Source organism: Acinetobacter sp. AOR12_HL, from assembly GCF_027855275.1.
Taxonomy (GTDB): Bacteria; Pseudomonadota; Gammaproteobacteria; order Pseudomonadales; family Moraxellaceae; genus Acinetobacter; species Acinetobacter baumannii.
Window position 1 is genome coordinate 33434 of the sequence record NZ_JAKTIJ010000029.1, and the last position, 24874, is coordinate 58307.

Genomic DNA, 24874 nt, shown 5'->3' on the forward strand with positions numbered 1-24874 from the left:
AAACATAGCTATTAAATTATAAAAAAATTAATGCTTAGCATTGAGTTTTGTTCTTTTATTATTTTTAAAAAACCTATTTTTTTCTATCAATAACAGTCAATACAATGTAAAATTTCGCGTTCGTGCTTTTTATTTGTACACTCGACCTTTAGGCTAATAGCAAAATATTTGTGTGAGGCTACTAAAATATGTCAAAAAAAGATGACATTATTACCACTGCTTTAAGACTTTTTAATTCATATAGTTATAATTCTATAGGGGTAGATCGTATCATCAGTGAATCTGGTGTAGCGAAAATGACATTTTATAAATACTTTCCTTCAAAAGAGAAACTTATTGAAGAGTGTTTATTATTAAGAAACTCACTTTTACAAAATTCTCTTACTGCGGCAATCTCTAAAGAAGACGAAACCAACCCACTAGCTCGTATTAAAGCCATCTTTTTATGGTATTCAGATTGGTTTAATAGTGAAGACTTTAATGGGTGCATGTTCCAAAAAGCCTTAGAAGAAGTATTAAAACAATACCCGTCAACACATCAACCAGCAACTTTATACAAAATCTGGTTAACACAATTAATGCAAGATCTTCTTATTCAATATGAAATTGAAGAGTCTCGACCTTTGGCATTGCTTTTAGTCAATATTTTAGAGGGTATGACCATTCAAGCTCAAGTTGAGCATGGTTCAGTAAAAATTGATGACTATTGGAAGCGTGTAGAGAAACTCATTGAATTTGAAAAAATTGCACATTAAAAAATAAAGCGTGATATTATTCTTCTTATCTTGTTGAATCTTCTTCTTATTCATCACGCTGCGTCTGAAAGTCATTCTAGCTTAGAGTTTGACATTTTTTAAATTATCATCCCAAACTAGAATATACAGACCTGTCTGTACATGGTCGATTATAACTTTAGAAAATAAAAACACAATCTTTTTTTCTTGCCCTTTTATATATAAATCAGATTTAACTATTGATAGACAGAAAAATAGAATTTATTTTCTTTGACTTTGTTTCATTTATACTTAACAATTACGCTTCTCACACAAAGCAACACTTTTGACACAAAACAAATACAAATTCTTGTTTTACCTTAATAATGTTATATATTTATCAATTACACTTATAAACCTTTTCAACAAAAACAATTGGATTGATTAGTTTTGCTACATTCATTTTCTTAAGATCAATCTATACTATGCCGGCCATATTGATATAGGTATAAAGTATGAAAGATGGACTCCAAATTGAAGAAATGAAAAATGCGGCGGATTCAGTCGTAGGAACATTAAAATCTTTAGCTAACACTGACCGTTTATTAATTTTATGTCACTTAGCCCATGAGGAGTTAAATGTCTCTCAAATTGAAGAGAAAACACAAATCACCCAACCCACCCTTTCACAACAATTGATGATGCTACGTAAAAGTGATGTCGTTTCAACACGTCGTGATGGCAAGCAAATCTTCTATTCGATCAAGGATGATAAGATGCATTCAATTTTAAATATGCTTTATCAGTTATACTGCATAGAATAACTGCTCTAAACTTATAAAATTATAATAATATTAATGTATTCCTGAAATATGCGATTTTTCAACTTGGTAGCTGGTAATTATCCGAGCAAAGAGGATTGAAAATTCGCGTAGTTTTTCTAGCATTCCAATCTATTAAAAAACAAAAATAACCTCTCCTATTTCTTTTATATCTTTTCTCCCTCTTCACTAATTTTTATGGCAAATAATAAGAACTTAAGCGTTACTGGCTGTAATATAAGCAAAACATTAGATACCCCACTTTAAAAAATCAATTTTATTTATTTAAAAACAAAAACTTAATATTACCAAACCTTATAAAACTGATGACTTGATATAAAAAAGCTTAAGATTCACATCACTTACGTATAAAATACTCAGCTTGTTCAACCTTTAGCCATGAATAGGTTAATAAGGCCTTTATATGCTTGAATTCTTTTCTCGATTAAGCTTAGTCACTAAAATTATTATCGCCATTATTTTAGGGATAGGCGTCGCACTATTATTTCCAACCGTTACGCCGTACTTAAGCTTGTTTGGTGAACTATTTATTAAAGCATTAAAATCGGTTGCTCCTATTTTAGTCTTTGTACTGGTTCTCTCATCTATTGCCAACTTCCAAGTCGGTCATAGTGCAAATTTACGCCCAGTATTACTACTCTATGTAGTAGGTATGTTATTAGCTGCTTTTAGTGCTGTGATCGCTAGCTTATCTTTTCCTAGTACGCTTTATCTCAACACTGTTTCTCATAATAATTTGCAAGCGCCTGGTAGTCTCGCTGATATATTAAAAAATCTGCTTTTAAGTTTTATTGCAAACCCTGTTCAAGCAATCAGTGAAGCGAACTTTATTGGTATTCTTGCGTGGGCAATTGGTCTCGGCTTAGCAATGCGTCATAGCTCGGATACAACCAAACAAGTAATGCAGGATGTTTCACATGCTGTAAGCGCTATTATTCATAAAGTCATTGCGTTTGCACCTGTTGGTATTTTCGGTCTAGTTGCAGTAACTTTTGCAGATGCTGGACTAGCAACACTTGAAAGTTATGCACAATTACTTGCTGTTCTATTAGGAACAATGCTGTTTGTTGCTCTAGTGATTAACCCAATTCTGGTAGGTTTAACAATTCGCGGTAATCCCTACCCATTAGTATTTAAATGCTTAAAAGAAAGTGGTATCACAGCGTTCTTTACACGCAGCTCAGCAGCTAATATTCCTGTAAACCTTGATTTAGCTGAACGTTTAGGCGTAAATCCTTCAACTGCGAGCGTTTCAATTCCTTTAGGTGCTACTGTTAACATGGCTGGTGCAGCAGTTACGATTACTGTACTTACTTTAGCAACTGTGCATACGTTAGGAATTCATGTTGATTTGGCAACAATGATTATTTTATCTGTTGTAGCTACAATATCAGCATGTGGTGCATCTGGTGTTGCAGGTGGTTCCCTACTTCTAATTCCAGTCGCATGTAGCTTATTTGGTATTTCATCAGAAATTGCAATGCAAGTTGTTGCAGTGGGTATGATTATTAGTGTATTACAAGATTCAACAGAAACGGCGCTTAACTCATCTACCGATGTTTTATTTACAGCCGCAGTTGATATTCGCTCAAGACAAAACTCATAGAGAACATGCCATTTCAAAGTTTACCAAACTGGTTCCAACTTGGCGCCTTCTTACTGGCAATAAATGCCGGAATGATTAATGTATTAGGGCTTATCACCCTTTTACATCAATCGGTGTCGCATATGACTGGTAATGTCAGTATGCTAGCCATGAGTTTGGTAAACTGGCAGTTTGAACACATCATATATTTAGTACTAGTTATATTATGTTATGTATGTGGATCATTTTACAGTGGTTTTATTCTAGGCAATAGCCATTTTAAATTAGGCCGCCGGTATGGCCTTCCTTTAAGTCTAGTTTCACTATTTATTTTTCTCTGTTGGTTACTGCTGCCTTATTTTCCAAAATATGGACTATTATGGGCTTGTGTCGCCATGGGGCTACAAAATGCAATGGTAAGTCACTATAAAGGAACCATTATTAGGACTACTCACTTATCGGGTGTCTTAACAGATCTTGGGCTTGCACTTGGTTATATAGCACGAGGTTTAAAAGTAGAGAATCGCCGCATTATTTTGCATCTACTTATTTTTATAGGTTTTCTATCTGGCGGTATAATTTCTGCTTTAGTTCACCCTTATTTAAAATTGCAATCATTTTTGCTTCCAGCAATTTTAAGCTTAACTCTCAGTATTTCGTATTGGGCAGTTTACTTTCATAGTTCTTCCTCTTCAAATTCGGATTAAGTCATGGTTAAAAATGCCTTACAAGCTCAGTTACTCAAAGCTGGTTTAGTTGACAATAAAAAAGCGAAAAAACTTACCAAACAAGCTCAGCATGAGCAGCGTACTGGTCAAAGCAATGAAGCAGAAATTAAAGCTAATATTGAAAAAGCTCAAAAAGAGAAACAAGCAAAAGATCAAGCTTTGAATCTAGAAAAGCAGCAGCAACTCGAAGAAAAAGCATTAAAGGCTTCAATCATTCAAATGATCAAGCAACACAAAATTGTAGATTTTGCCGGAGATGTGGCTTATCAATTTATTGACGAGAATAAGATTAAAAAGGTTTACCTATCTCAGCAAGTTTATAATGCACTTGTTACAGGCAGTTTAGTGATTGCCAAAGATCAAGATCAATATGCTTACCTTCCTAAAGCTTTAGCTGAAAAAATTGATCAAAAAATGAAAGGATTTATTTTAATCAATAATGCTGAGAAAAATGAACAAACTACTGATGAAGAAGATCCATATGCAGCATACGTGATTCCGGATGACTTAATGTGGTAACGGTTATGAGCCTTTATCAATACTCGGATAAAGGCTCATACTGCTTAAAATAAATATTAATATTTTATCATTTATTAAAAAAATTTATAAAAATTACATTCAAGCCAAATTCATTCACCACTTCATCTATTATTATCGATATAATGAATAAAACATTTTTTGTCTTTACGATGCCTTTTAGGCTTCTTCCCGATTCCAAATTTATGTCTTGACTAAATCATGTCAGTTTTAGCCAAAGATATACAACATAAACTTTGACGTGTATCCACACACTCAACAGATCAATACCTTAATTAAGTTTGATCTAACTGACTTTATTGCAAATTAAATTGCGAAATTTTACTAAAGTAGCTGATGTATAAAGGTAGTCATTCATGCTGAAGTGGTTTGAAAAACTTGTAGATCCTTATCCAACCAAAGGTTTGGATGAGCCCTTACCAACACGCTTTTTCCCATTTGTTTGGCAAGCTACTGAAGGTGTACGTCCATATTTATTGCTACTTATTATATGTACAGCTGGTGCAGCTAGCTTTGAAGCCCTGCTCTTTTCAAAAATTGGGCAACTTGTAGATTGGCTTAGTAATAGTCAGCCTGAAAGTTTCTTAAGCCAACATGCGTCAAACATTCTTATTCTCATTAGCGTGTTATTTGCCAATATTTTATTTGTTAATATTCAATCTATTATAAAACATCAAATTTTATATAGTACTTTTCCAATGCGCTTGCGTTGGCGCTTCCATAACCTTTTATTGAAACAAAGCCTAGACTTTTTCCATAATGATTTTGCTGGTCGACTTTCTGCAAAGGTCATGCAAACAGCTTTAGCAGTCCGTGAATTCTGGATTATTTTAGGCGACATGTTGGCTTACGTCAGCATTTACTTTATTACTGTAAGTATTGTTCTTGGTGCAATCTCACCCACATTACTTATTCCACTTATGGTTTGGTTAGGGTTATTTTTATTAAGCGCATGGTTCTTTATTCCACGTTTAAGCAAAGTATCACAACAACAAGCCGATGCACGCGCTGTAATGACTGGTCGTGTAACTGACGCCTACACTAATATTCAAACTGTAAAACTCTTTGCGCATGCTGGGCGTGAAAGCCAATATGCAAAAGCGTCAATGAAAGAGTTTATGACCACAGTCTATGCGCAAATGCGTCTAGGTACTCTTTTTGAAGTTAGCATTAATTTACTGTCTGCTGTTTTATTTGTTGGGGTAATTGGTACCGCAGTTTGGTTATGGACTCAAGGTTTAGCAGCGTTAGGCGTAATTGCAGCCACTACTGCCATGATTTTAAAACTTAATAGCATGGCTGAGTTTATGATGTGGCATATGTCAGCATTATTTGAAAATGTTGGTACCATTCAAGATGGCATGCAAACACTTGGTAAGAAAATCAATATTCAAGACAAGCCAGATGCAAAACCACTTGCAGTCACACAAGGTGAGATTGTATTTAAAGATGTGACCTTTGCTTATAACAATAAAAATGTCATCGATCACTTTAATCTACACATTAAAGCAGGTGAAAAGATTGGTATCGTTGGCCGTTCAGGTGCAGGTAAATCTACCCTCATCCAATTACTTTTACACTTTTACCATCTTAAAGAAGGTGCAATTTTAATTGATGGGCAAAATATTGAAGATGTTACGCAAGATAGTTTGAGAGCAAATATTGCTTTAGTTACTCAAGACACTTCTCTACTACATCGTTCAGTTGCCGAAAATATTAAATATGGCCGTCCGGATGCAACAGATCAAGATATGCAAAGTGCCGTGCATAAGGCAAAAGCAGCTGAATTTATTCCTCAACTTGTCGACTTAAAAGGACGTTCAGGTTATGAGGCACAAGTGGGTGAACGTGGTGTCAAACTGTCAGGTGGTCAAAGACAACGTATCGCTATTGCGCGTGTTTTCTTAAAAGATGCACCAATTTTAATCTTAGATGAAGCAACTAGCGCTTTAGACTCAGAAGTTGAAGCAGCTATTCAGTCGAGTTTAAATGACCTGATGGTAGATAAAACAGTTATTGCAATTGCTCACCGTTTGTCTACCATTGCTCAAATGGACCGTTTAATTGTTCTTGATGAAGGTAAAATTGCAGAGCAAGGTACTCATGAAGAATTAATTGCTAAAAATGGTATATATGCACAATTATGGAAACGTCAAACGGGCGGTTTTCTTATTGAGCAAAAAGTAGTACAGGGTCAAGATTAATGCTTTATTTAGAAGATTTAAAAATTGGTGATCGTTTTGTCAGTCGTGAGTATGAAATTACACTTGATGAAATTAAACAATTTGCAAGCCACTATGACCCTCAACCTTTCCATACAGATGAAGAGTTAGCCAAAGAAGATCCAATCTTTAAAGGTATTGCCGCTAGCGGGTGGCATACCTCGGCAATTACTATGCGCTTATGGACTGAATGCATGCCGATTCATGGTGGACTAGTAGGCTCAGAATCTAGTCTACGTTGGCCACGCCCTACTCGGCCTGGTGACCGTATTCATGTTGAAGCTGAAATTTCCGCCATTACGCCATCCAAAACAAAATTGGATCGTGGTATTGTAAGCTACGTTACGCAAGCCTTAAATCAGCATGGGGATGTTTTACTTATTTCAACGACAAAAATCGTTGTCTTTAAAAAGAATGTTTAATGAATCGTTGATATGATTGTCTAACAGTTTTTATAAACTCAAATTATATTTCATGACAAGATGTGTAAGAAATGCACGTAGAAAATTGATGAGAGCAACGGAACGCATATGAAAATTACCTCAGCTCGTCAAGATCAAGGTATTCCAGGAGTCTATGGCTTATTGCTATTAGATGTAGTTTCACGTTGGGGATATAACGATGAAACATTATTTGCTCCTTTTCATCTTACGAGTGAGCAATTGGCCGATCCTGAATATCGTATTTCAACACCCGTAGCAAATGAGCTGGTTAAACATGCCTTAAATCTTACCGGTGAAAGTACACTGGGTTACCACATTGGCACTCAAATGCGTATTTCCATTCACGGATTTATTGGCTACGCGATAATGACAGCAAAAGATATTACAGAAGCGATAGCTCTCGCTGCCCGTTTTATCCAATTACGCTTACCTTTTTTACAATTATATTTTTCTACTTTCGGACCAAAAGCCACATTACAATTGCAATGTGATATTGAGTTAGAACCTCTTCGTACTGAGATCGTTTTAGGTTTAACTATTGGTATTATGACCATGGCTAAAGCGATTACGGGTATTGAAGATTTAGCGGGCGATGTTGATTTAGACTTTCCAGAACCGGAAGGTTTTGATAAATATAGAAGCAAGCTAAGCAGCACCATCCGCTTTAACCAGCCTCATCTAATCTCTAGTTTTGATAAAAAATATTTAGGTTTTAAGTTAGTTAATGCTGATCCAATCGCAAGTCAAATTGCTATTAACCAATGTGAAGCGGAACTATCTGCTTTAGGCGAACGCCGCCGTCTAGCCATGCGTGTACGTGATATTTTAAGTAACTCTGAACAACATTACTTAAGCATAGAAAATGTAGCAGAATATTTACATATGTCAGATCGTACCTTAAAGCGACAATTGGCAGCCGAAGGTACTTCATTTTCTACTTTAGTAGATGAAGTTCGATATCGTCATGCGACCTCTCTGCTTTCGCGTACAGATTATAGTCTTGAACAAATTGCAGATGAACTTGGTTACTCGGATGTCGCAAATTTCAGTCGCGCTTTTAAACGCTGGAGCGGTCGCAGTCCGAGCAACTGGCGCAAAGACCCCTATTTATAATGTTATTAAAATATTGGACACAAGCTTAAGGAGTTGTCATGAACCATCCTTCAGAATTGAAGTATGCACGTACACATGAGTGGGTAAAAATTGAAGGAGACCTTGTTATTACAGGGATTACCGACCATGCACAAGATGAGCTTGGAGATTTGGTCTATGTTGAAACTCCTGAAGTGGGTAGCCAAGTAACAGCTGGCGAACAAGCCGGAGTTGTTGAATCAGTTAAAACTGCTTCTGATATTCATGCCCCTGTCTCTGGTACAGTAGTAGAAGTTAATACTGATCTTGAAGATGATCCGGATTTTGTAAATGAAGATCCATATGGCAAAGGCTGGATCTATAAAATCAAACCAGACAATATTGCAGATGTTGAAAAACTTTTAACAAATGCAGAGTATGAAGCTGGTCTATAATATAGATATAGTTTTTAATAAAAAACCAGTTTAGATTTAACTGGTTTTTTTATATATGTATAGATCAGATTTAAAAACCAAATTCATGAATGGATCATTCATATGACAAAACTTGTGGTATTTTCCGGCGCCGGTATGAGTGCAGAAAGTGGAATTAGTACTTTCCGCGATAGTAATGGTCTCTGGGAAAATTATGATATACAACAAGTTGCCACTCCCGAAGCGTGGGAAAGAAATCCAGCTTTAGTTCAACGCTTTTACAACGAACGTCGTAAAAATATTTTAGAAGCCCAGCCGAACGAAGCTCATCAATATATTGCTAAACTACAAGACTATTATGATGTACAAGTCATTACACAAAATATTGATGATTTACATGAGCGTGCTGGAAGCCAAAATGTCTTACATCTACATGGCAATATTCGACTAGCGAAAAGTTCTGGGCCAGATGCACAATATACAACTCAATTTTATGAAGTTAATGGTTGGAAGCTCGATTTAGAACAGGACTTTTGTCCAGATGGTTACCCGCTTCGCCCTCATGTCGTTTGGTTTGGTGAAGCTGTACCTGCTTATGAAGAAGCAATTCGTTTAGTACAAAGTGCTGATATTTTTATTGTAATCGGTTCGACATTAAGCGTATATCCAGTTGCCGCCTTGGTCCATGAGATTCCTCATTATACCAAAGCATATTATATAGATCCCCAAGCAGATCATTCTCGTGTTCCACCTCAATATAAATTATTAAATATGACGGCTACAGAAGGTATGCACGAGTTATTTAATCAATTGACGAGTTAATATTCCTCTTTTGATATTCTTTTTTTCTTATTAAAACCATTTTTTCGCGTAAAATTGATGAGAAATTATTCATCTAAATAATAACTTTTCTTAAAAGGCCCCCTGTCATTACTATTTTTGTAACTAAAAAACTGAATTTAGCTCTTAGTTTTTTTATATTATTAGTTTTTTAATAAGTTTTGATATTATTTTAAATTTATAATTAATTGATTTCATTAAAATAAATATAATATGTAATCAAATTTACACTTGTTTACACAAAGATACATAAAATACATCACAAAGATAACAGAGCAAAAAAATTCTTTTATGGTTGAATCTCAACCTCTTGAAATGCCGTACAAGAAAACAGCGACCTGGATTAGGTTACAATCACGGATTATGGATATAAGGACACACATCCATTATGAGTTATTTTGATCCCACCCTCATCATGTTTATGGTGTACATCGTAGCAATGGTACTTATCGGCTTATTTGCCTACCGTGCTACAAGCGACTTCTCTGATTATATTCTTGGTGGTCGTAGTTTAGGCAGTTTCGTTACTGCATTATCCGCAGGCGCATCGGACATGAGTGGTTGGTTACTCATGGGCTTACCAGGAGCGATTTATCTTTCTGGTTTATCTGAAGCGTGGATTGCAATTGGTCTAATTATCGGTGCTTGGCTTAACTGGTTACTGGTTGCTGGTCGATTACGCGTTCATACTGAAATCCAAAATAATGCACTCACTCTGCCAGACTATTTTACAAGTCGATTTGATGACCAGAAAAAGATACTTCGTATTTTCTCTGCCGTTATTATCTTGGTTTTCTTCGCTATTTACTGTGCTTCAGGTATGGTAGCTGGTGCCCGTTTATTTGAAAATTTATTCGGTATGTCATATACCACCGCCATCTGGTTAAGTGCTATTGCAACAATCAGTTATGTTTGTATTGGTGGTTTCTTAGCAATTAGCTGGACTGATACTTTCCAAGCGGGCTTAATGATTTTTGCCCTTTTGCTCACTCCAATCGTGACTTACCTCGCAATTGGTGACACAACTCAGTTTGTGACGCTTATTGAAACTGCTCGCCCACATGCATTTAACATCATTTCTGATTTAAGTGTGGTGGCCGTTTTATCATCCATGGCTTGGGGTTTAGGCTATTTTGGCCAACCGCATATCCTTGTACGTTTCATGGCTGCTGACTCTGTAAAATCAATTCCTGCTGCTCGCCGTATCGGTATGACCTGGATGATTTTATGTTTAGTCGGTGCTGTCGGTGCTGGTTTCTTTGGTATTGCTTACTTCCAGCAACACCCTGAACTTGCAGGTGTGGTAAGCAAAAACCCTGAAACTGTATTTATGGAATTGACTAAAATTTTATTCAATCCATGGATTGTCGGTATCATTCTAGCTGCTATTTTAGCTGCGGTTATGAGTACATTAAGCTGTCAGCTTTTAGTATGTTCAAGTGCACTAACTGAAGATTTGTACAAAGGCTTCATTCGTAAAAATGCATCTCAAAAAGAGCTTGTATGGGTTGGGCGTATCATGGTTCTTGCAATTGCCGTTCTAGCAATTGTGCTTGCGGGTAACCCTGACAGTAAAGTTCTTGGCCTTGTTGCTTATGCTTGGGCTGGTTTTGGTGCTGCATTTGGACCACTCATCATCTTGTCATTGTTCTGGAAACGTATGACTTTAGAAGGTGCTTTAGCAGGTATGATCGTAGGTGCTGTTGTTGTGATCGGTTGGAAAAACCTTTTCGCAAGCACTGGTGTTTACGAAATTATTCCAGGCTTTATCTGTGCATTTATCAGCATCATCGTAGTAAGCTTGATCAGCAAAGCGCCAAACTCTGATGTGACTGGTCGCTTTGAGCAAGCAGATAAACTCTATAAAGAAAGTACATAACTCATTGAAATAAATAAAGGGGCTTCGGCCCCTTATTTATTTTTAGTTTTGATTTTAATTTTTGAACTATCTTTCACAACTTGCATCACGGGATAACTACGAGTCTCTTTTACACCGGGTAATTGCCATAGCACTTGCCCTGCGATACGTCGAAACTCCTCCATACTTCCACTGCGTAATTTAATTAAAAAATCAAATCCCCCACTGACCATATGGCATTCAACGATTTCTGGATAATGCACGACTGCGTCAATAAACTCATCTAAAACATTAGGTGTGGTTTTATCGAGTAAGACTTCAACAAAAACCAAAAAATTTGCATTTAACTTAACCGGATTTAATTTAGCTTCATAACCTAAGATGAATTCATCTTTGGTGAGCTTCTGCACTCGTGCCATAACTGCTGTTGGAGACAAATTGACGAGTTCAGCTAATCTGCTGTTGGAAATACGCCCATCTGTTTGAAGAATATCCAAAATTTTTAAATCGGTACGATCAAGGCTTAATAATGGGCCATTCATCTGAATTTTCCTCTAAAAAATGGGCAAAATATAGTGAGTTATTCGGTGTTTCTTCTGTAATGATAAATTATCTAAACCTCTCTACTCAAGATGAGTTTACGAGAGCTGGTTGGCGGAAATAGATATGAACACAATGGATACTTTTCATCAAATGGATAAATCTCACCAAGGCTATATCACCGAATTCAACGATAAAAGTGAGTTTGAACAACGCATTAATACAGCTTGGCGACGTGCCGAACCTGAAGCTGTAGAAGAGCTATTACAAGCTGCTGCGGTATCTGATGATTTAGATCATAAAATTTATGACCTTGCATTTAACCTTGCCCATAATTTACGTGAACGTAAGACCTCTTCAGGTAAAGCAGGTATTGTTCAAGGGTTATTACAAGAATTCTCTCTTTCTTCACAAGAAGGCGTGGCTTTAATGTGTCTTGCTGAAGCTTTGCTTCGTATTCCAGACACAGCAACACGTGATTTGCTCATTCGCGATAAAATCAATCAAGGTAACTGGAAAGAACATGTTGGCCAAAGCAGCTTAATGTTTGTGAATGCTGCTGCATGGGGTCTCATGTTAACTGGTAAGCTTATGGAAACACCAAAGCAAACCAGTCTTTCAAGTGTACTTACTGGCCTTTTAGCACGTAGTGGCCGTGGCATTATTCGTAAAGCAGTTGACGTTGCAATGCGTATGATGGGTGAACAGTTTGTGACTGGTGAAACCATCGAAGAAGCTGTCGACCACGCAAAAGTACTTGAGGATAAAGGTTTCCGCTATTCTTATGACATGTTAGGTGAAGCTGCCTTAACCGACCATGATGCTGAACGTTACTTTAATGATTACACACAAGCCATTCATGCAATTGGTAAAGCGTCTAATGGTAAAGGCGTATATGATGGCCCAGGTATCTCAATTAAGCTTTCAGCTTTACATCCACGTTACCAACGTGCGCAAATTGAACGTGTTCACAAAGAACTCTACGGCAAAGTATTTGAACTCGCTCGTTTAGCTAAACAGTACAATATTGGTTTAAATATCGATGCAGAAGAATCAGAACGTTTAGAAATTTCTCTTGAGTTACTTGAACGTCTTTGTTTTGAGCCAGAACTTGCGAACTGGAAAGGCATTGGTTTCGTAATTCAAGCTTACCAAAAACGCTGCTTCTTTGTGGTTGATTATATTATTGACCTTGCTAAGCGTAGCCAAAAGCGTCTGATGATCCGTCTTGTAAAAGGCGCATATTGGGATAGCGAAATTAAGAAAGCACAAATTGAAGGTATGGATGACTACCCTGTCTTCACGCGTAAAGTTCATACTGACTTGTCTTATATTGCTTGTGCTAAAAAATTACTTGCAGCACCAGAGTTTATTTATCCGCAATTTGCGACGCATAATGCTCAAACTTTAGCAACGATCTATCATTTAGCAGATCCAAGCAAATATTACGCTGGTCAATATGAGTTCCAATGCTTACATGGTATGGGCGAGCCGCTTTATGAACAAGTTGTTGGTCCACGTGAGCAAAATAAATTAGGCGTGCCATGCCGTATTTATGCTCCGGTTGGTAACCACGAAACATTGTTAGCTTATTTAGTCCGTCGTTTACTTGAAAATGGCGCGAATACTTCATTCGTTAACCGTATTGCCGATAAAACACTTAAAGTTGAAGATCTTATCCAGTCTCCAATTTATGATATTCGTAATGCAGCTAAGCTTGAAGGTTCAGTTGGTTTAAAACATCCATCAATTCCACTACCTTTAGATATGTACGGAACGCTTCGTAAAAACTCTAAAGGTTATGACTTAGCAAATGACACTCCACTTGCAGCTTTAGATAGCACAGCTCAAGAATTACGTAATCGTATTTGGCAAAGCCATCCGTTGTTGGCTAATACTGATTCTTTAGAACAAGGTCATTCTGTTGCAATTACAAACCCAGCACAAAATGATGAAATTGTTGGTTATGTACAAGAAGCTGATCTTAAGCATGTCGAAATCGCTCTTACTGCAGCTGAACAAACTCAATCAGAATGGTCAAATACGCCTAAGGATCAACGCGCTCAATACTTAAAACGCGCAGCTGACCTCATGGAAAGCCGTATTCAAGAGTTGATGGTATTACTTTGCCGTGAAAGTGGTAAAACGTATGCCAATGCGATTGCAGAAGTTCGTGAGGCTGTAGATTTCCTACGTTACTATGCAACCCAAGTTGAAAATCTTCCTGCAAATACAGTTATTCAGCCTTTAGGTACTGTACTTTGTATTAGCCCATGGAACTTCCCTCTTGCAATTTTCTCAGGTCAAATTGCTGCGGCATTAGTCAGTGGTAACTGTGTTATTGCTAAACCAGCTGAACAAACTCCATTGATCGCAGCCCAAGCAGTTCAGATTTTATGGGAAGCTGGTATTCCACATGGTGCTGTACAGCTACTTCCTGGCCGCGGTGAAACAGTAGGTGCTCAGCTCAGCCAAGATAGCCGTATCGATGGCATCATGTTTACTGGCTCGACTGAAGTTGCAAAAATTTTACAGAAGACCGTTGCAAAACGTTTATCTGAAAATGGTCAATCTATTCCGCTCATTGCAGAGACTGGCGGTCAAAATGCAATGATTGTTGACTCATCTGCTTTAACTGAACAAGTTGTATTAGATGTTGTAAGTTCTGCTTTTGATAGCGCAGGTCAACGCTGCTCTGCTTTACGTATTTTATGTGTACAAGAAGACAGTGCTGCAACCGTTATTAAAATGCTTAAAGGTGCAATGCAACAGTTGATCGTAGGTAACCCTGCAATTTTAAAAACTGACATTGGTCCTGTTATTGATGATGAAGCAAAACAGACGATTGACCAGCACATCCAGAAAATGAAATCGAAGGGTTATCCGGTACATCAATTGATGTTTGGTGCAACAAGCCAAACAGAATTAGATAAAGGAACTTTTGTTGTGCCAACAGCAATTGAACTTCCTAATCTTGATGACTTACAACGTGAAGTTTTTGGTCCGGTTTTACACATCATTACCTATAAGTATGGTGAACTTGAGCAACTCATCTCAAGAATTAATGCGAAAGGTTATGGTTTAACCATGGGTCTGCATACCCGTATTGATGAAACCATCCAAACCGTAATTCAACATGCTGAAGTGGGTAACCTTTATATCAACCGTAATATTGTTGGTGCTGTTGTTGGCGTACAACCATTCGGTGGTGAAGGTTTATCTGGTACAGGCCCTAAAGCGGGTGGCCCTCTTTATATGTATCGCTTAATGCAGCATTGTTCTAACAAAGTATTAGCAACTCCATTTGCGGTAAAAAATGAGCAAACCGTTTTTGAAGGCTTTACCCGTGAGGTTTATCAAAGCTTACAAAACTGGGCGAAACAACATTTACCACAAGCAAACCGTGAAATTGAACCTTTTGGTGTTGGTAAATTTTATGAGTTACAAGGCCCTACTGGGGAAAGTAACCAATATATTATTTTGCCGCGTCATCGTGTTCTTTCAATTGCTGATACAGAACAAGATCAATTGCATCAGTTACTTGCAATCTTTGCAGTTGGCAGCCAAGCTGCTGTAATGCCAAATAGTCCATTATTGGCAAAACATAAACAAACGTTGCCAAAAGATGTACTTGATGCGATTACTACCATTAAAAACATCACTACAGATGATTTTGATGCAGTTTTACATCATGGCAACCGCGAAGAGATCTTCTCATTACAGCAAGAAATTGCTAGCCGTTCTGGCGCAATTGTTGGTATTACTCATGTTGAACCAAATGAGTCGATTCCACTTGAACGTTTGGTAATTGAACGTGCAATTAGCGTAAATACAGCTGCGGCTGGCGGTAATGCAAGCTTAATGACAATGTCTGAATAATTAAGTAATTTTCTAAAAAGCCCAAATTACGATATTTGGGCTTTTTTGTTTAATAAAATAATCTATTCTTAAATATATAAATTTTATCAATTTGAGTTTTTAATAATGATTCTTTTTGAACCAGAACAATACCAACAAAGATGCACTCAGCTTTTTAGCTTATACCGAAAACAAATTTCCGCTCTGCTACCATCTGCCCAAATTGAGCATATAGGTTCATCTGCAATACCTAATGCATTCTCAAAAGGTGATTTAGACATTTATATTGAGGTTCTACCCGATCAATTTGAGTTTGCAATAGAACAGTTAAAAACGCTTAATTTTATAGAAAAGCAAAATACATTAAGAACAAATGAGCTTTGCATGCTCGAGTCACTCAACAGCGATGATGTTGCCTTTCAAGTTGTAGTAACCGGTTCAATATTCACATTTTTCTTAACCTTTAGAGATAAGCTTATAGCTTCTCCAACATTAGTTAATGAATATAATCAATTAAAGTTAGAATCCACCCACTTAGATCATGACCAATATAGAGCAGTAAAATCTGATTTTATTGAACGCGTTTTAAGTCACCCCTAGTGTAAGTATTTTTTCTTTATGAATAACTAACTAAAATTGGCTCCTTTAAGCACAATTTTTTTGGTACCATTCACCATTTGATTCTGTCTAAATTTTCTTTGTCTATGACTTCTTCTTATCGTCAACAACTTCAAGCTAAAATTGATCGCATTACTACTCAATTTTCTGAATTTACACCGCCTACATTAGAAGTGTTTGAATCCCCTGAACAACATTTCCGTATGCGTGCTGAATTTCGTATCTGGCATACAGAAAATGATATGTTTTATGCCATGTTTGAATGTAATGACGATGGAAAGCAAAAAACCGTTGTACGCATAGATGAGTTTCCTATTGCAGATAAAAGCATTAATGACTTAATGCCACTTCTTTTAGCAGAACTTAAAGCCAACTCTTTACTTTCTCAGCGTTTATTTGAAGTTGACTTTCTCGCAACTCTAAGCGGAGAAATGTTAGTTACCTTGATTTATCACCGTAAGCTTAATCAGGAATGGGAACAAGCAGCTAAAGCACTTGCTGAAAAATTAAATATTAAAATTATGGGCCGTAGCCGAGGCCAGAAAATTGTTATTGGCGATGACTTTGTTGTAGAAGAATTTGAACTTTTAAACCGTTCATTTAAATACAAACAAATCGAAAGTAGCTTTACGCAGCCTAATGCACAAGTTTGCAAAAAAATGCTGCAATGGGCATGTGATGCAGCTGAAGGATCAAAAAAACACCTATTAGAACTTTATTGTGGTAATGGTAATTTCACGCTTCCACTCTCTTTAAAATTTGAAAGAGTGCTTGCGACTGAACTTGCAAAATCATCAGTTTATGCGGCGCAGTGGAATATCGAACAGAACCAGATTGATAATATTCAAGTAGCTCGCCTATCGGCTGAAGAGTTCACTCAAGCCTATCAAGGTGAACGTGAATTCCGCCGTCTACAAGAAGCAGATATTGATATTCAAAGCTACGACTTCGATACGGTATTCGTTGATCCCCCACGCGCAGGAATTGACGATGAAACTTTAAAACTATTGCAGGGCTTTGAACGTATTATCTACATTTCATGCAACCCCGACACTTTATATGAAAATTTAAAAACGCTCACTCAAACTCATCGCGTTACTAAGTTTGCTTTATTTGATCAGTTCCCTTATACGCATCATGTAGAGTCTGGTGTCTTACTTGAGAAGATTTAAACAAAATTTTTCAATGTAACCCTATTTTATAAGGAGATTAAATATCTCCTTATTTTTCAAAGTCTTTTAATTAAGTATTTAAATTTTAAAAAAATATCAAGTCATCTATTCGTCATAATTTCGTTTAACTCGACCATTACTATCGAAAATTCTCTAGTTCAACTGGTGGATTTATCACATATAGAGTCTTGTATTTTAATTTATATTGGCTATATTTCGAGCTATGTTAGGTTGTATATGAAGGCTCTATGAGTTTTTGGCAAAAGCTGTTCTTGGCAGATCAACAGCATAACGAGCATAAAAACCAAACTGCTTGTGTTGAAAATGACTGCTCATGTAAAACTAATGAACAACTTCTAAGTGCGCTTGCGCAAGCGACTGATGAAGATGTCATTAAGGGAATCAAGAAAGTTCTTATTTCCCGTGGTTATAGCCGAAAAGAGTTAAATGAACTCACTCAAAAACCATCTATTCATTAATTAAAAAGCCAGTCTTGTACTGGCTTTTTTATATTTTACTTGGGTCTACAATCTGCTTGATCCACCCATCCAATAATAGGCCCCATATTAAATCTTTTATCATTTCGATTATTCTTGTGCAAATATAAACTAGAGATAGAACCGTCAAGGTACAGAGCTTGCTCGACTTCAAGATTTTTTTGGAAGAACTGAGCAAAACTATAGAAGTTCACTCTATTTTTAGATATCACAAAATACAATTTATTATTTTTTATACCTACCCCATTACGTATTTTCTTTGAATCACTATTTGCTAGGAATAAGGGATTTATTTTGCCATTAATCACTAACATAGGGCCGGACTGCGTAGCATAATCGGGTTGAAAAACTTTTGCTTTATATTGTTCAGTTGTCAATATAACGGCTTGTTTGTCATTCCATGCTAAAACTCCATTAGGCTGCAAAAAGAAGTTTCCCCAGCCTTTATCTTCATTTAAAGGTTGGTTCTCTCGTCCGTTTTCAATATATAGTCCTACTGGAGAAAAACCGGAATGGAACATGCCTCCATTCATCGCAAAAGTAAGCTGTTCACATGCTTTAAGTTGATATTGAATATTGTCGAAACTTTTATAATATTGATCAGTTTGCGGATTTTTCAAAAATAAGCGTAATTGTTCTAAATGAGAAATTTCAATTACTTCAAACTGATCATCAGTAGTATTTCTAATCTGTCGATACTCTAGTGCTAAAGCGGATTGTGTAAAGATTATGAAGTTCACGATACACAGTACTAGTATTTTCATTAATGCCAAACCTTAGATGTCATTTTATTTTCATAAAGACACTTTATTAAATAAAAATGTTTGAAGTGATATATACCCGAAAGTCGCTTATTCCACCTAATCAATACACTAGAACACAACTATATTCGTTATAATAGTCACAGCTTTGTATAAAAGTGATTATACTTTATTGGATCAGCGTGAATATGCAACAAACAAATAAACGCTACCCTTTAGGGGCTCATCTTATTGTAAAACATCTCGGCTATAGCCATCATGGTATCTATGCTGGGAGAGGTCGAGTTATTCATTATTCAGGCCTCGCACATTTCATCAAAAAACGGCCCATTGAAATCACTTCCCTAGATGCCTTTTCTCATGGCAAAAAAATTCATGTACGTTCTTACGATGCACCACGCTACAGAGGAAAAGTTGTTGTACGACGTATGCGTTCACGTATGCATGAAAACCATTATCATTTGATTATTAATAATTGTGAGCATTTATGCAGTTGGGCGATTACTGGTATCGAAAGTAGTACTCAAGTTGAGCGTATGATGCATCGTTTAACCACCATTGGTTACGTGAGTTCAATCATGAGCTATATGAATGGCATGATGCTAACCGTAGCAACCACCTGCTTTGCTCTTGTTCTTTATATTAAAAAGAAATTACGTGATCAGGCAAAAATGAATATTCCGACTTATCAATTTCTAAGAGAAAAAGCCGAAAAAAGAAATATAGACCCAACCTCACCTTTAGTCTTTATAGAACCAGATAAAAAAGAAACTATCTAATTAAAAAAGTCCTCAAGTTGAGGACTTTTTTAGAAAACTTACAACTTATTTTTTAGCTGCACTAGCCGCAGTTGCTTCAGTTGTAATGTTTACAGTGATCTTATCACCCACGTTTGGTACATAGTTACCTAAACCAAAGTCAGAGCGATTGAACGAAGTTGTCGCGTTAAAACCAATCGCTGGAACTTTTGCCATTGGGTGCTCGCCTTGCTTATTTAAGACAGCATCAAGTACAACTGGCTTAGTGATACCTTTAACAGTCAAATCACCAGTAATTTTAAAATGTTTTTTATCTTTAGTTTCTACTTTCGTACTTTTGAAAGTAATGTTTGGGTATTTAGCTGCATTAAACCAAGCTTCTTCTTGGAACTCTTTATCTAAAGCAGGTACGTTTGTATTCACACTGCTTAAAGGAATGGTCACATTTACAGATGAGTTTGCTGGTTTAGCATTGTCAACTTTAATTACACCTTGGATGTCCGAGAAGTTAGCACTTGGGGTTGAAAAACCGAAGTGATTCCACGAGAAAACAGTAGCTGTGTGTGTTGGATCAATTTTATAGTCCACTGGTGCAGCTAATGTAACTGTACTTGCCAATGCTACTGCTAAACCGAAGCTTAATGTTTTAAGATGCATTTTTCGTATCCTTTATTGATATAGTCGTTAGTGTATACATCAAGTAATTTAATTCACTATTCTTTATAAAACGATATGTTTCATCCATGCAACAATAAAAGCGTTACAGTTGTTATTCAAAAACCATATTATAAAGTATAGGTATTCTTCTATTCGAAGCTTTCAGATTTATTAATTTTTACTACGATTTTATTGATAAATAACAAGGTAAAACATGGTTAACACTGCCCAAGCACAAAGTACTTCAACTCCTTATCGAGTAACACTTACCGATCCTTCGGGTCATCAATGGTTTGCAGATGAACCCACCGATAAAGGTGGACGAGATACAGCTCCAAATCCGGTTCAGCTTCTATTATCGGCTTTAGGAGCTTGCACTACAATTACACTAGAAATGTATGCAAATCACAAAGGCATCAAAATTGAGCATGTACAAGTTGATTTAGCATTAAATCCAAATGGTGATCCAGAAGCAGGTCAAAATAATATTGAGCGTAAAATTACTCTAAAAGGTGAATTTACTGAGGATCAGCATAAAAGATTATTAAAAGTTGCTGAAAACTGCCCTATTCATAAGCTTTTAACTTCTAATATTACGATCCAAACTGAACTTAACATTTAAATAGCCCATAAAAAAGCGCCCCAATCGGGACGCTTTTTATTCTGCTCAAAAGATTAAGCAGTTAACTCTTTTACCGCAGCAACTACAGCCTCAGTTGTAATACCGAAGAATTGGAACAAGTCTTTTGCTGGTGCTGACTCACCATAAGTTGTCATACCAATTACTTTGCCATCCAGACCAACAAACTTCCACCAGTAGTCAACGTGAGCAGCTTCTACAGCAACACGTGCACGAATGTGAGCTGGTAATACTGCTTCACGATATGCAGCATCTTGTTTCATGAACTCTTCTGCACATGGCATAGAAACAACACGAACACCTTCAAGTTGAGCATAAGCTTCCATTGCTAAAGAAACTTCTGAACCAGTAGCAATAATAATTGCTTTCAACTCACCTTTCTCTTGAGCAAGAACATAACCACCTTTTGCCGCATTCTGGATTTGCTCTTCAGTACGCGTTTGGAATGGTAAGTTTTGACGAGAGAAAATAAGTGCTGTAGGTCCATCTTTACGCTCTAAAGCAGATTTCCACGCAATCGCTGTTTCTACAGTATCAGCAGGACGCCAAGTATTTAAGTTTGGTGTACCACGTAAAGAAGCAATTTGTTCAATTGGTTGGTGTGTTGGACCATCTTCACCTAAACCGATTGAGTCATGTGTATACACATGAATCACGCGCTGTTTCATTAATGCAGACATACGTACCGCATTACGTGCATATTCCATAAACATTAAGAACGTTGCAACGTAAGGAATGAAGCCGCCATGCAATGCAACACCGTTAGCGATTGCAGTCATACCGAACTCACGTACACCATAATACACGTAGTTACCAGCCGGGTTTTCTTGAACGCCTTGGCAACCTTTCCAAAGTGTTAAGTTAGAACCTGCCAAGTCCGCAGAACCACCTAATAATTCAGGTAATAAAGGACCAAATGCTTGTAATGTGTTTTGGCTCGCTTTACGAGTTGCTACAGTTTCAGCTTTAGCATTTGTTTCACGAATAAATGCATCTGCTTGAGCTGAAAATTCTGCTGGTAAGTCACCGCTAATACGACGAAGTAACTCAGCCGCTTCCGTTGGATATTTTGCTTGGTATTGAGCAAATACTTCATTCCACGCTGCTTCAGCTTCATTACCTTTTGCTTTAGCATCCCATGCAGCATATACATCAGCAGGAATAACAAATGCTTCTTCAGTCCAACCTAAAGCTTCACGAGTTAAGGTAATTTCATCTTTACCCAGTGGTGCACCGTGACAGTCTTCTTTACCTTGCTTGTTTGGAGAACCTAAGCCAATAATTGTTTTACAAATAATAATCGTTGGTTTTTGAGTTTCTGCTTTAGCTTCAACTGTTGCTTGACGAATCGCATCAGCATCGTGGCCATCTACACGAAGAACTTGCCAACCATAAGACTTGAAACGCTCTTCAGTGTCATCACTGAACCAGCCTTCTACTTCACCATCAATCGAAATGCCGTTGTCATCATAATAAGCAATCAATTTACCAAGCTGTAAAGTACCTGCTAAAGAACATACTTCATGAGAAATACCTTCCATTAAACAGCCATCACCTAAGAAACAATAGGTGAAGTGATCAACTACTTTTAAGTCATCTTTATTGAACTGAGCAGCTAAAGTTTTTTCTGCTAATGCAAAACCAACAGCGTTCGCAATACCTTGACCCAAAGGACCTGTCGTTGTTTCAATCCCTGGAGCGTAACCATATTCAGGATGACCAGGAGTTTTTGAGTGCAATTGACGGAATTGTTTTAAATCTTCAATTGAAAGATCATAACCTGTTAAATGAAGCAAAGCATATTGCAACATTGAACCATGGCCATTTGATAAAACAAAACGGTCACGGTTTGCCCATTGTGGATTATTTGGGTTGTGATTTAAAAACTCGCGCCAGACGACATCAGCAATATCTGCCATCCCCATTGGAGCACCCGGATGCCCTGAGTTTGCCTGTTGCACAGCATCCATTGCCAATACACGAATTGCGTTTGCAATACGACGTTCGTTTAAAGGGGTCGTCATAGATCAGAATCCAATTTTAATAGATTGATGAAAAGAAGAAGATGAATAACCATTCAATGCCGCTATATTGTCTTAAAAAAACGCCTAGGGGTAAACCCCAACACTGTATATTTCTTTATTTTTAACTATTTCTTGGTTACTCAAAAAACATTTAGATTTTTAAGCTGTGTAAAACAATAGTATTTATGCTTATTTCTATGCTCAACGATTGTAAGCTTCTTCCTCTTAATCAGCATATAGAGTTGGATTTATTTTCTTTATTTATAGCTTTTCACTTCATAGTCTAAATCTTCTTGATTAATATTTAACAAAATCAAATGTTTAAAATTTAAACATTTGATTAAAACTCTAATATAAAAATGATTAATTTTCATCTATCTATATCAATTTCCCTGATACACATATCAATTAAAACATAGTAGAAATGAAAGAAATTCATGCTTTTTAGTCAGTATGAACTGGTCCTCAAGCTCAAGTCGATGTAACATATTATGTCTTTTTGAAATAACCAAGATAGGACTTTCATGCGCGAGTACGCTGTTTTTACCTCGGAATCTGTAAGCGAAGGTCATCCCGATAAAATGGCCGACCAAATTAGCGACGCTATTTTGGATGCAATCTTAAAAGAAGACCCATACGCACGTGTTGCTTGTGAAACACTGGTAAAAACAGGCGCTGTTGTACTTGCAGGTGAAATCACAACAACTGCGAATATTGATGTAGAAGCTGTTGTTCGCCAAACTGTTAACGGTATCGGCTATCACCATTCAGATTTAGGCTTTGATGGTTCAACTTGTGCTGTAATCAACATGATTGGTAAACAATCACCAGAGATTGCACAAGGTGTAGACCGACAAAAACCTGAAGATCAAGGTGCTGGAGACCAAGGTTTAATGTTTGGTTATGCAAGCCGTGAAACCGACGTGCTTATGCCAGCCCCTATTTCTTATGCTCACCGTTTAATGGAACGCCAAGCTGAACTTCGTCGTTCAGGCGCATTACCATGGTTACGTCCAGATGCAAAAAGTCAGGTAACTTTTGCTTATGAAAATGGCAAACCTGTACGTTTAGACGCAGTAGTACTTTCTACACAGCATGATCCTGAAATTACTCAAACTCAGCTTAAAGAAGCTGTAATTGAAGAAATCATTAAACCGATCATTCCTGCTGAAATGTTCCATGCAGCAACTAAATTCCACATTAACCCGACTGGTATGTTTGTTATTGGTGGACCTGTGGGTGACTGTGGTTTAACTGGCCGTAAAATCATCGTTGATACTTATGGCGGTATGGCTCGTCACGGCGGTGGTGCATTCTCTGGTAAAGATCCATCTAAAGTAGACCGCTCAGCTGCGTATGCTGGTCGTTATGTAGCTAAAAATATTGTTGCTGCTGGTCTTGCGGACAAATGTGAAATTCAGGTGAGTTATGCAATTGGTGTTGCAGAGCCAACTTCTATTTCAATCAATACTTTTGGTACTGCAAAAGTTTCTGATGAGTTAATTATCCAGTTAGTACGTGAACATTTCGATTTACGTCCGTTTGGTATTACTCGCATGCTTAACTTAATTCAACCTATGTATAAACAAACAGCTGCGTACGGCCACTTTGGTCGTGAAGGTTCAGATACTGCATTTACATGGGAAAAAACCGATAAAGTTGAAGCACTTAAAGATGCCGCAGGCCTTTAAGCTGATTATATTAAAAGCCCGCTCTTCAGCGGGCTTTTTTATTATTTTTGTATTTGATTAAAATTAAACAACAGCCCCTTCAACATACATTATTTAAAGGCATGTAGTGAGTATTAAGCAATATTATTGTTTTGTGCTCTTATCACCTTCATTTAATACATCTAACAGAGTCGATTGCACAGGTGTATCTTGATGATTCTGGATATAAAGATGAACAACTTTGAATACGACAACAACTGCTAGACAAGCCATCACGCAAAACATCCATAGGCCATATGGACTACGAATATGGTGTGAACCGCAATATGGACATGATTTATCAGTTGATGCCACAACTTTGTCGCAACAAGCACAATGATATTGATATAGCATAGGTAACCCTCCT

23 protein-coding genes are annotated in these 24874 nt (G+C 37.0%); 18 read left to right on the top strand and 5 right to left on the bottom strand.

The window, feature by feature from the left end:
- The first annotated feature begins 188 nt into the window (after window positions 1–188).
- From MKL36_RS15185 to putP, 11 genes are all read left to right on the top strand, one after another.
- Window positions 189–755 carry a TetR/AcrR family transcriptional regulator gene (locus tag MKL36_RS15185; protein ID WP_000037059.1) on the top strand — a complete coding sequence of 189 codons (567 nt, stop codon included), beginning with the start codon at window positions 189–191 and terminating at the stop codon, window positions 753–755.
- 473 nt (window positions 756–1228) lie between these two features.
- On the top strand, window positions 1229–1537 hold the full coding sequence (locus tag MKL36_RS15190) for an ArsR/SmtB family transcription factor (protein ID WP_000651464.1): 309 nt from the start codon (window positions 1229–1231) through the stop codon (window positions 1535–1537).
- 421 nt (window positions 1538–1958) lie between these two features.
- Window positions 1959–3161: a serine/threonine transporter SstT gene (sstT, locus tag MKL36_RS15195; RefSeq protein WP_000889007.1), complete on the top strand. Its 1203-nt coding sequence runs from the start codon at window positions 1959–1961 to the stop codon at window positions 3159–3161.
- 5 nt (window positions 3162–3166) lie between these two features.
- The gene (locus tag MKL36_RS15200; protein ID WP_021510834.1) at window positions 3167–3847 is read left to right on the top strand and encodes a YoaK family protein; all 681 of its coding nucleotides are present in this window, start codon (window positions 3167–3169) and stop codon (window positions 3845–3847) included.
- Between the two features lie 3 nt (window positions 3848–3850).
- Window positions 3851–4387: a DUF2058 domain-containing protein gene (locus tag MKL36_RS15205; protein WP_000240310.1), complete on the top strand. Its 537-nt coding sequence runs from the start codon at window positions 3851–3853 to the stop codon at window positions 4385–4387.
- 374 nt (window positions 4388–4761) lie between these two features.
- On the top strand, window positions 4762–6609 hold the full coding sequence (locus MKL36_RS15210; protein ID WP_000922240.1) for an ABC transporter ATP-binding protein: 1848 nt from the start codon (window positions 4762–4764) through the stop codon (window positions 6607–6609).
- Window positions 6609–7049: a MaoC family dehydratase gene (locus MKL36_RS15215; RefSeq protein ID WP_000966087.1), complete on the top strand. Its 441-nt coding sequence runs from the start codon at window positions 6609–6611 to the stop codon at window positions 7047–7049. Before MKL36_RS15210 ends, MKL36_RS15215 begins: the two co-directional genes overlap by 1 nt.
- 108 nt (window positions 7050–7157) lie before the next feature.
- The gene (locus tag MKL36_RS15220; RefSeq protein WP_000705524.1) at window positions 7158–8183 is read left to right on the top strand and encodes an AraC family transcriptional regulator; all 1026 of its coding nucleotides are present in this window, start codon (window positions 7158–7160) and stop codon (window positions 8181–8183) included.
- A 38-nt stretch (window positions 8184–8221) separates the two neighbouring features.
- Window positions 8222–8596: a glycine cleavage system protein GcvH gene (gene gcvH, locus MKL36_RS15225; protein WP_001016343.1), complete on the top strand. Its 375-nt coding sequence runs from the start codon at window positions 8222–8224 to the stop codon at window positions 8594–8596.
- 93 nt (window positions 8597–8689) lie between these two features.
- Window positions 8690–9397: an SIR2 family NAD-dependent protein deacylase gene (locus tag MKL36_RS15230; RefSeq protein WP_086227627.1), complete on the top strand. Its 708-nt coding sequence runs from the start codon at window positions 8690–8692 to the stop codon at window positions 9395–9397.
- 406 nt (window positions 9398–9803) lie between these two features.
- Entirely contained in the window at window positions 9804–11294 is a 1491-nt protein-coding gene (gene putP / locus MKL36_RS15235) for a sodium/proline symporter PutP (RefSeq protein ID WP_000119795.1), read from the top strand.
- Between the two features lie 32 nt (window positions 11295–11326).
- Here putP and MKL36_RS15240 read toward each other — a convergent pair whose 3' ends face one another.
- Complete coding sequence (locus tag MKL36_RS15240) at window positions 11327–11815, bottom strand: Lrp/AsnC ligand binding domain-containing protein (protein WP_001014235.1); 489 nt, start codon at window positions 11813–11815, stop codon at window positions 11327–11329.
- 124 nt (window positions 11816–11939) lie between these two features.
- On the opposite strand from MKL36_RS15240, the gene putA reads away from it, so the two are divergent.
- From putA to MKL36_RS15260, 4 genes are all read left to right on the top strand, one after another.
- Window positions 11940–15692, top strand: a complete 3753-nt coding sequence (putA, locus tag MKL36_RS15245) for a trifunctional transcriptional regulator/proline dehydrogenase/L-glutamate gamma-semialdehyde dehydrogenase (protein WP_001094964.1) — start codon at window positions 11940–11942, stop codon at window positions 15690–15692.
- A gap of 105 nt (window positions 15693–15797) precedes the next feature.
- The gene (locus MKL36_RS15250) at window positions 15798–16271 is read left to right on the top strand and encodes a GrpB family protein (RefSeq protein WP_021510835.1); all 474 of its coding nucleotides are present in this window, start codon (window positions 15798–15800) and stop codon (window positions 16269–16271) included.
- 104 nt (window positions 16272–16375) lie between these two features.
- The gene (gene trmA / locus MKL36_RS15255) at window positions 16376–17461 is read left to right on the top strand and encodes a tRNA (uridine(54)-C5)-methyltransferase TrmA (protein ID WP_021510836.1); all 1086 of its coding nucleotides are present in this window, start codon (window positions 16376–16378) and stop codon (window positions 17459–17461) included.
- 248 nt (window positions 17462–17709) lie between these two features.
- Window positions 17710–17940 carry a hypothetical protein gene (locus tag MKL36_RS15260; RefSeq protein WP_000011679.1) on the top strand — a complete coding sequence of 77 codons (231 nt, stop codon included), beginning with the start codon at window positions 17710–17712 and terminating at the stop codon, window positions 17938–17940.
- Window positions 17941–17975: 35 nt separating this feature from the next.
- Here the strand turns inward: MKL36_RS15260 and MKL36_RS15265 are convergent, their stop codons facing one another.
- The gene (locus tag MKL36_RS15265; protein ID WP_000699303.1) at window positions 17976–18722 is read right to left on the bottom strand and encodes a phosphodiester glycosidase family protein; all 747 of its coding nucleotides are present in this window, start codon (window positions 18720–18722) and stop codon (window positions 17976–17978) included.
- Between the two features lie 185 nt (window positions 18723–18907).
- Between MKL36_RS15265 and MKL36_RS15270 the strand changes: the two genes are divergently transcribed.
- Window positions 18908–19498: a lecithin retinol acyltransferase family protein gene (locus MKL36_RS15270; RefSeq protein ID WP_001187976.1), complete on the top strand. Its 591-nt coding sequence runs from the start codon at window positions 18908–18910 to the stop codon at window positions 19496–19498.
- Window positions 19499–19543: 45 nt separating this feature from the next.
- On the opposite strand, the gene MKL36_RS15275 is transcribed toward MKL36_RS15270, so the two are convergent.
- Window positions 19544–20134: a YceI family protein gene (locus tag MKL36_RS15275; protein ID WP_000550331.1), complete on the bottom strand. Its 591-nt coding sequence runs from the start codon at window positions 20132–20134 to the stop codon at window positions 19544–19546.
- A 214-nt stretch (window positions 20135–20348) separates the two neighbouring features.
- Between MKL36_RS15275 and MKL36_RS15280 the strand changes: the two genes are divergently transcribed.
- The gene (locus MKL36_RS15280) at window positions 20349–20756 is read left to right on the top strand and encodes an OsmC family protein (protein WP_000248287.1); all 408 of its coding nucleotides are present in this window, start codon (window positions 20349–20351) and stop codon (window positions 20754–20756) included.
- A gap of 53 nt (window positions 20757–20809) precedes the next feature.
- Here the strand turns inward: MKL36_RS15280 and tkt are convergent, their stop codons facing one another.
- Window positions 20810–22798 carry a transketolase gene (tkt, locus tag MKL36_RS15285; protein ID WP_000211068.1) on the bottom strand — a complete coding sequence of 663 codons (1989 nt, stop codon included), beginning with the start codon at window positions 22796–22798 and terminating at the stop codon, window positions 20810–20812.
- 524 nt (window positions 22799–23322) lie between these two features.
- Between tkt and metK the strand changes: the two genes are divergently transcribed.
- Complete coding sequence (metK, locus tag MKL36_RS15290) at window positions 23323–24489, top strand: methionine adenosyltransferase (RefSeq protein WP_001209544.1); 1167 nt, start codon at window positions 23323–23325, stop codon at window positions 24487–24489.
- A 123-nt stretch (window positions 24490–24612) separates the two neighbouring features.
- On the opposite strand, the gene MKL36_RS15295 is transcribed toward metK, so the two are convergent.
- Window positions 24613–24861: a hypothetical protein gene (locus tag MKL36_RS15295; protein WP_000966850.1), complete on the bottom strand. Its 249-nt coding sequence runs from the start codon at window positions 24859–24861 to the stop codon at window positions 24613–24615.
- Window positions 24862–24874 lie beyond the last annotated feature (13 nt).

Excerpts from the sequence above, each read along its gene's own strand:
- MKL36_RS15210 (WP_000922240.1), top strand. The coding sequence starts at position 4,762 with ATGCTGAAGTGGTTTGAAAAACTTGTAGATCCTTATCCAACCAAAGGT.
- gcvH (WP_001016343.1), top strand. The coding sequence starts at position 8,222 with ATGAACCATCCTTCAGAATTGAAGTATGCACGTACACATGAGTGGGTA.
- MKL36_RS15295 (WP_000966850.1), bottom strand. The coding sequence starts at position 24,861 with ATGCTATATCAATATCATTGTGCTTGTTGCGACAAAGTTGTGGCATCA.
- MKL36_RS15205 (WP_000240310.1), top strand. The coding sequence starts at position 3,851 with ATGGTTAAAAATGCCTTACAAGCTCAGTTACTCAAAGCTGGTTTAGTT.
- MKL36_RS15280 (WP_000248287.1), top strand. The coding sequence starts at position 20,349 with ATGGTTAACACTGCCCAAGCACAAAGTACTTCAACTCCTTATCGAGTA.
- MKL36_RS15250 (WP_021510835.1), top strand. The coding sequence starts at position 15,798 with ATGATTCTTTTTGAACCAGAACAATACCAACAAAGATGCACTCAGCTT.
- MKL36_RS15275 (WP_000550331.1), bottom strand. The coding sequence starts at position 20,134 with ATGCATCTTAAAACATTAAGCTTCGGTTTAGCAGTAGCATTGGCAAGT.
- MKL36_RS15185 (WP_000037059.1), top strand. The coding sequence starts at position 189 with ATGTCAAAAAAAGATGACATTATTACCACTGCTTTAAGACTTTTTAAT.
- trmA (WP_021510836.1), top strand. The coding sequence starts at position 16,376 with ATGACTTCTTCTTATCGTCAACAACTTCAAGCTAAAATTGATCGCATT.
- putA (WP_001094964.1), top strand. The coding sequence starts at position 11,940 with ATGAACACAATGGATACTTTTCATCAAATGGATAAATCTCACCAAGGC.
- MKL36_RS15240 (WP_001014235.1), bottom strand. The coding sequence starts at position 11,815 with ATGAATGGCCCATTATTAAGCCTTGATCGTACCGATTTAAAAATTTTG.
- MKL36_RS15215 (WP_000966087.1), top strand. The coding sequence starts at position 6,609 with ATGCTTTATTTAGAAGATTTAAAAATTGGTGATCGTTTTGTCAGTCGT.
- MKL36_RS15200 (WP_021510834.1), top strand. The coding sequence starts at position 3,167 with ATGCCATTTCAAAGTTTACCAAACTGGTTCCAACTTGGCGCCTTCTTA.
- MKL36_RS15190 (WP_000651464.1), top strand. The coding sequence starts at position 1,229 with ATGAAAGATGGACTCCAAATTGAAGAAATGAAAAATGCGGCGGATTCA.
- MKL36_RS15260 (WP_000011679.1), top strand. The coding sequence starts at position 17,710 with ATGAGTTTTTGGCAAAAGCTGTTCTTGGCAGATCAACAGCATAACGAG.
- MKL36_RS15270 (WP_001187976.1), top strand. The coding sequence starts at position 18,908 with ATGCAACAAACAAATAAACGCTACCCTTTAGGGGCTCATCTTATTGTA.
- putP (WP_000119795.1), top strand. The coding sequence starts at position 9,804 with ATGAGTTATTTTGATCCCACCCTCATCATGTTTATGGTGTACATCGTA.
- MKL36_RS15220 (WP_000705524.1), top strand. The coding sequence starts at position 7,158 with ATGAAAATTACCTCAGCTCGTCAAGATCAAGGTATTCCAGGAGTCTAT.
- sstT (WP_000889007.1), top strand. The coding sequence starts at position 1,959 with ATGCTTGAATTCTTTTCTCGATTAAGCTTAGTCACTAAAATTATTATC.
- metK (WP_001209544.1), top strand. The coding sequence starts at position 23,323 with ATGCGCGAGTACGCTGTTTTTACCTCGGAATCTGTAAGCGAAGGTCAT.
- tkt (WP_000211068.1), bottom strand. The coding sequence starts at position 22,798 with ATGACGACCCCTTTAAACGAACGTCGTATTGCAAACGCAATTCGTGTA.
- MKL36_RS15265 (WP_000699303.1), bottom strand. The coding sequence starts at position 18,722 with ATGAAAATACTAGTACTGTGTATCGTGAACTTCATAATCTTTACACAA.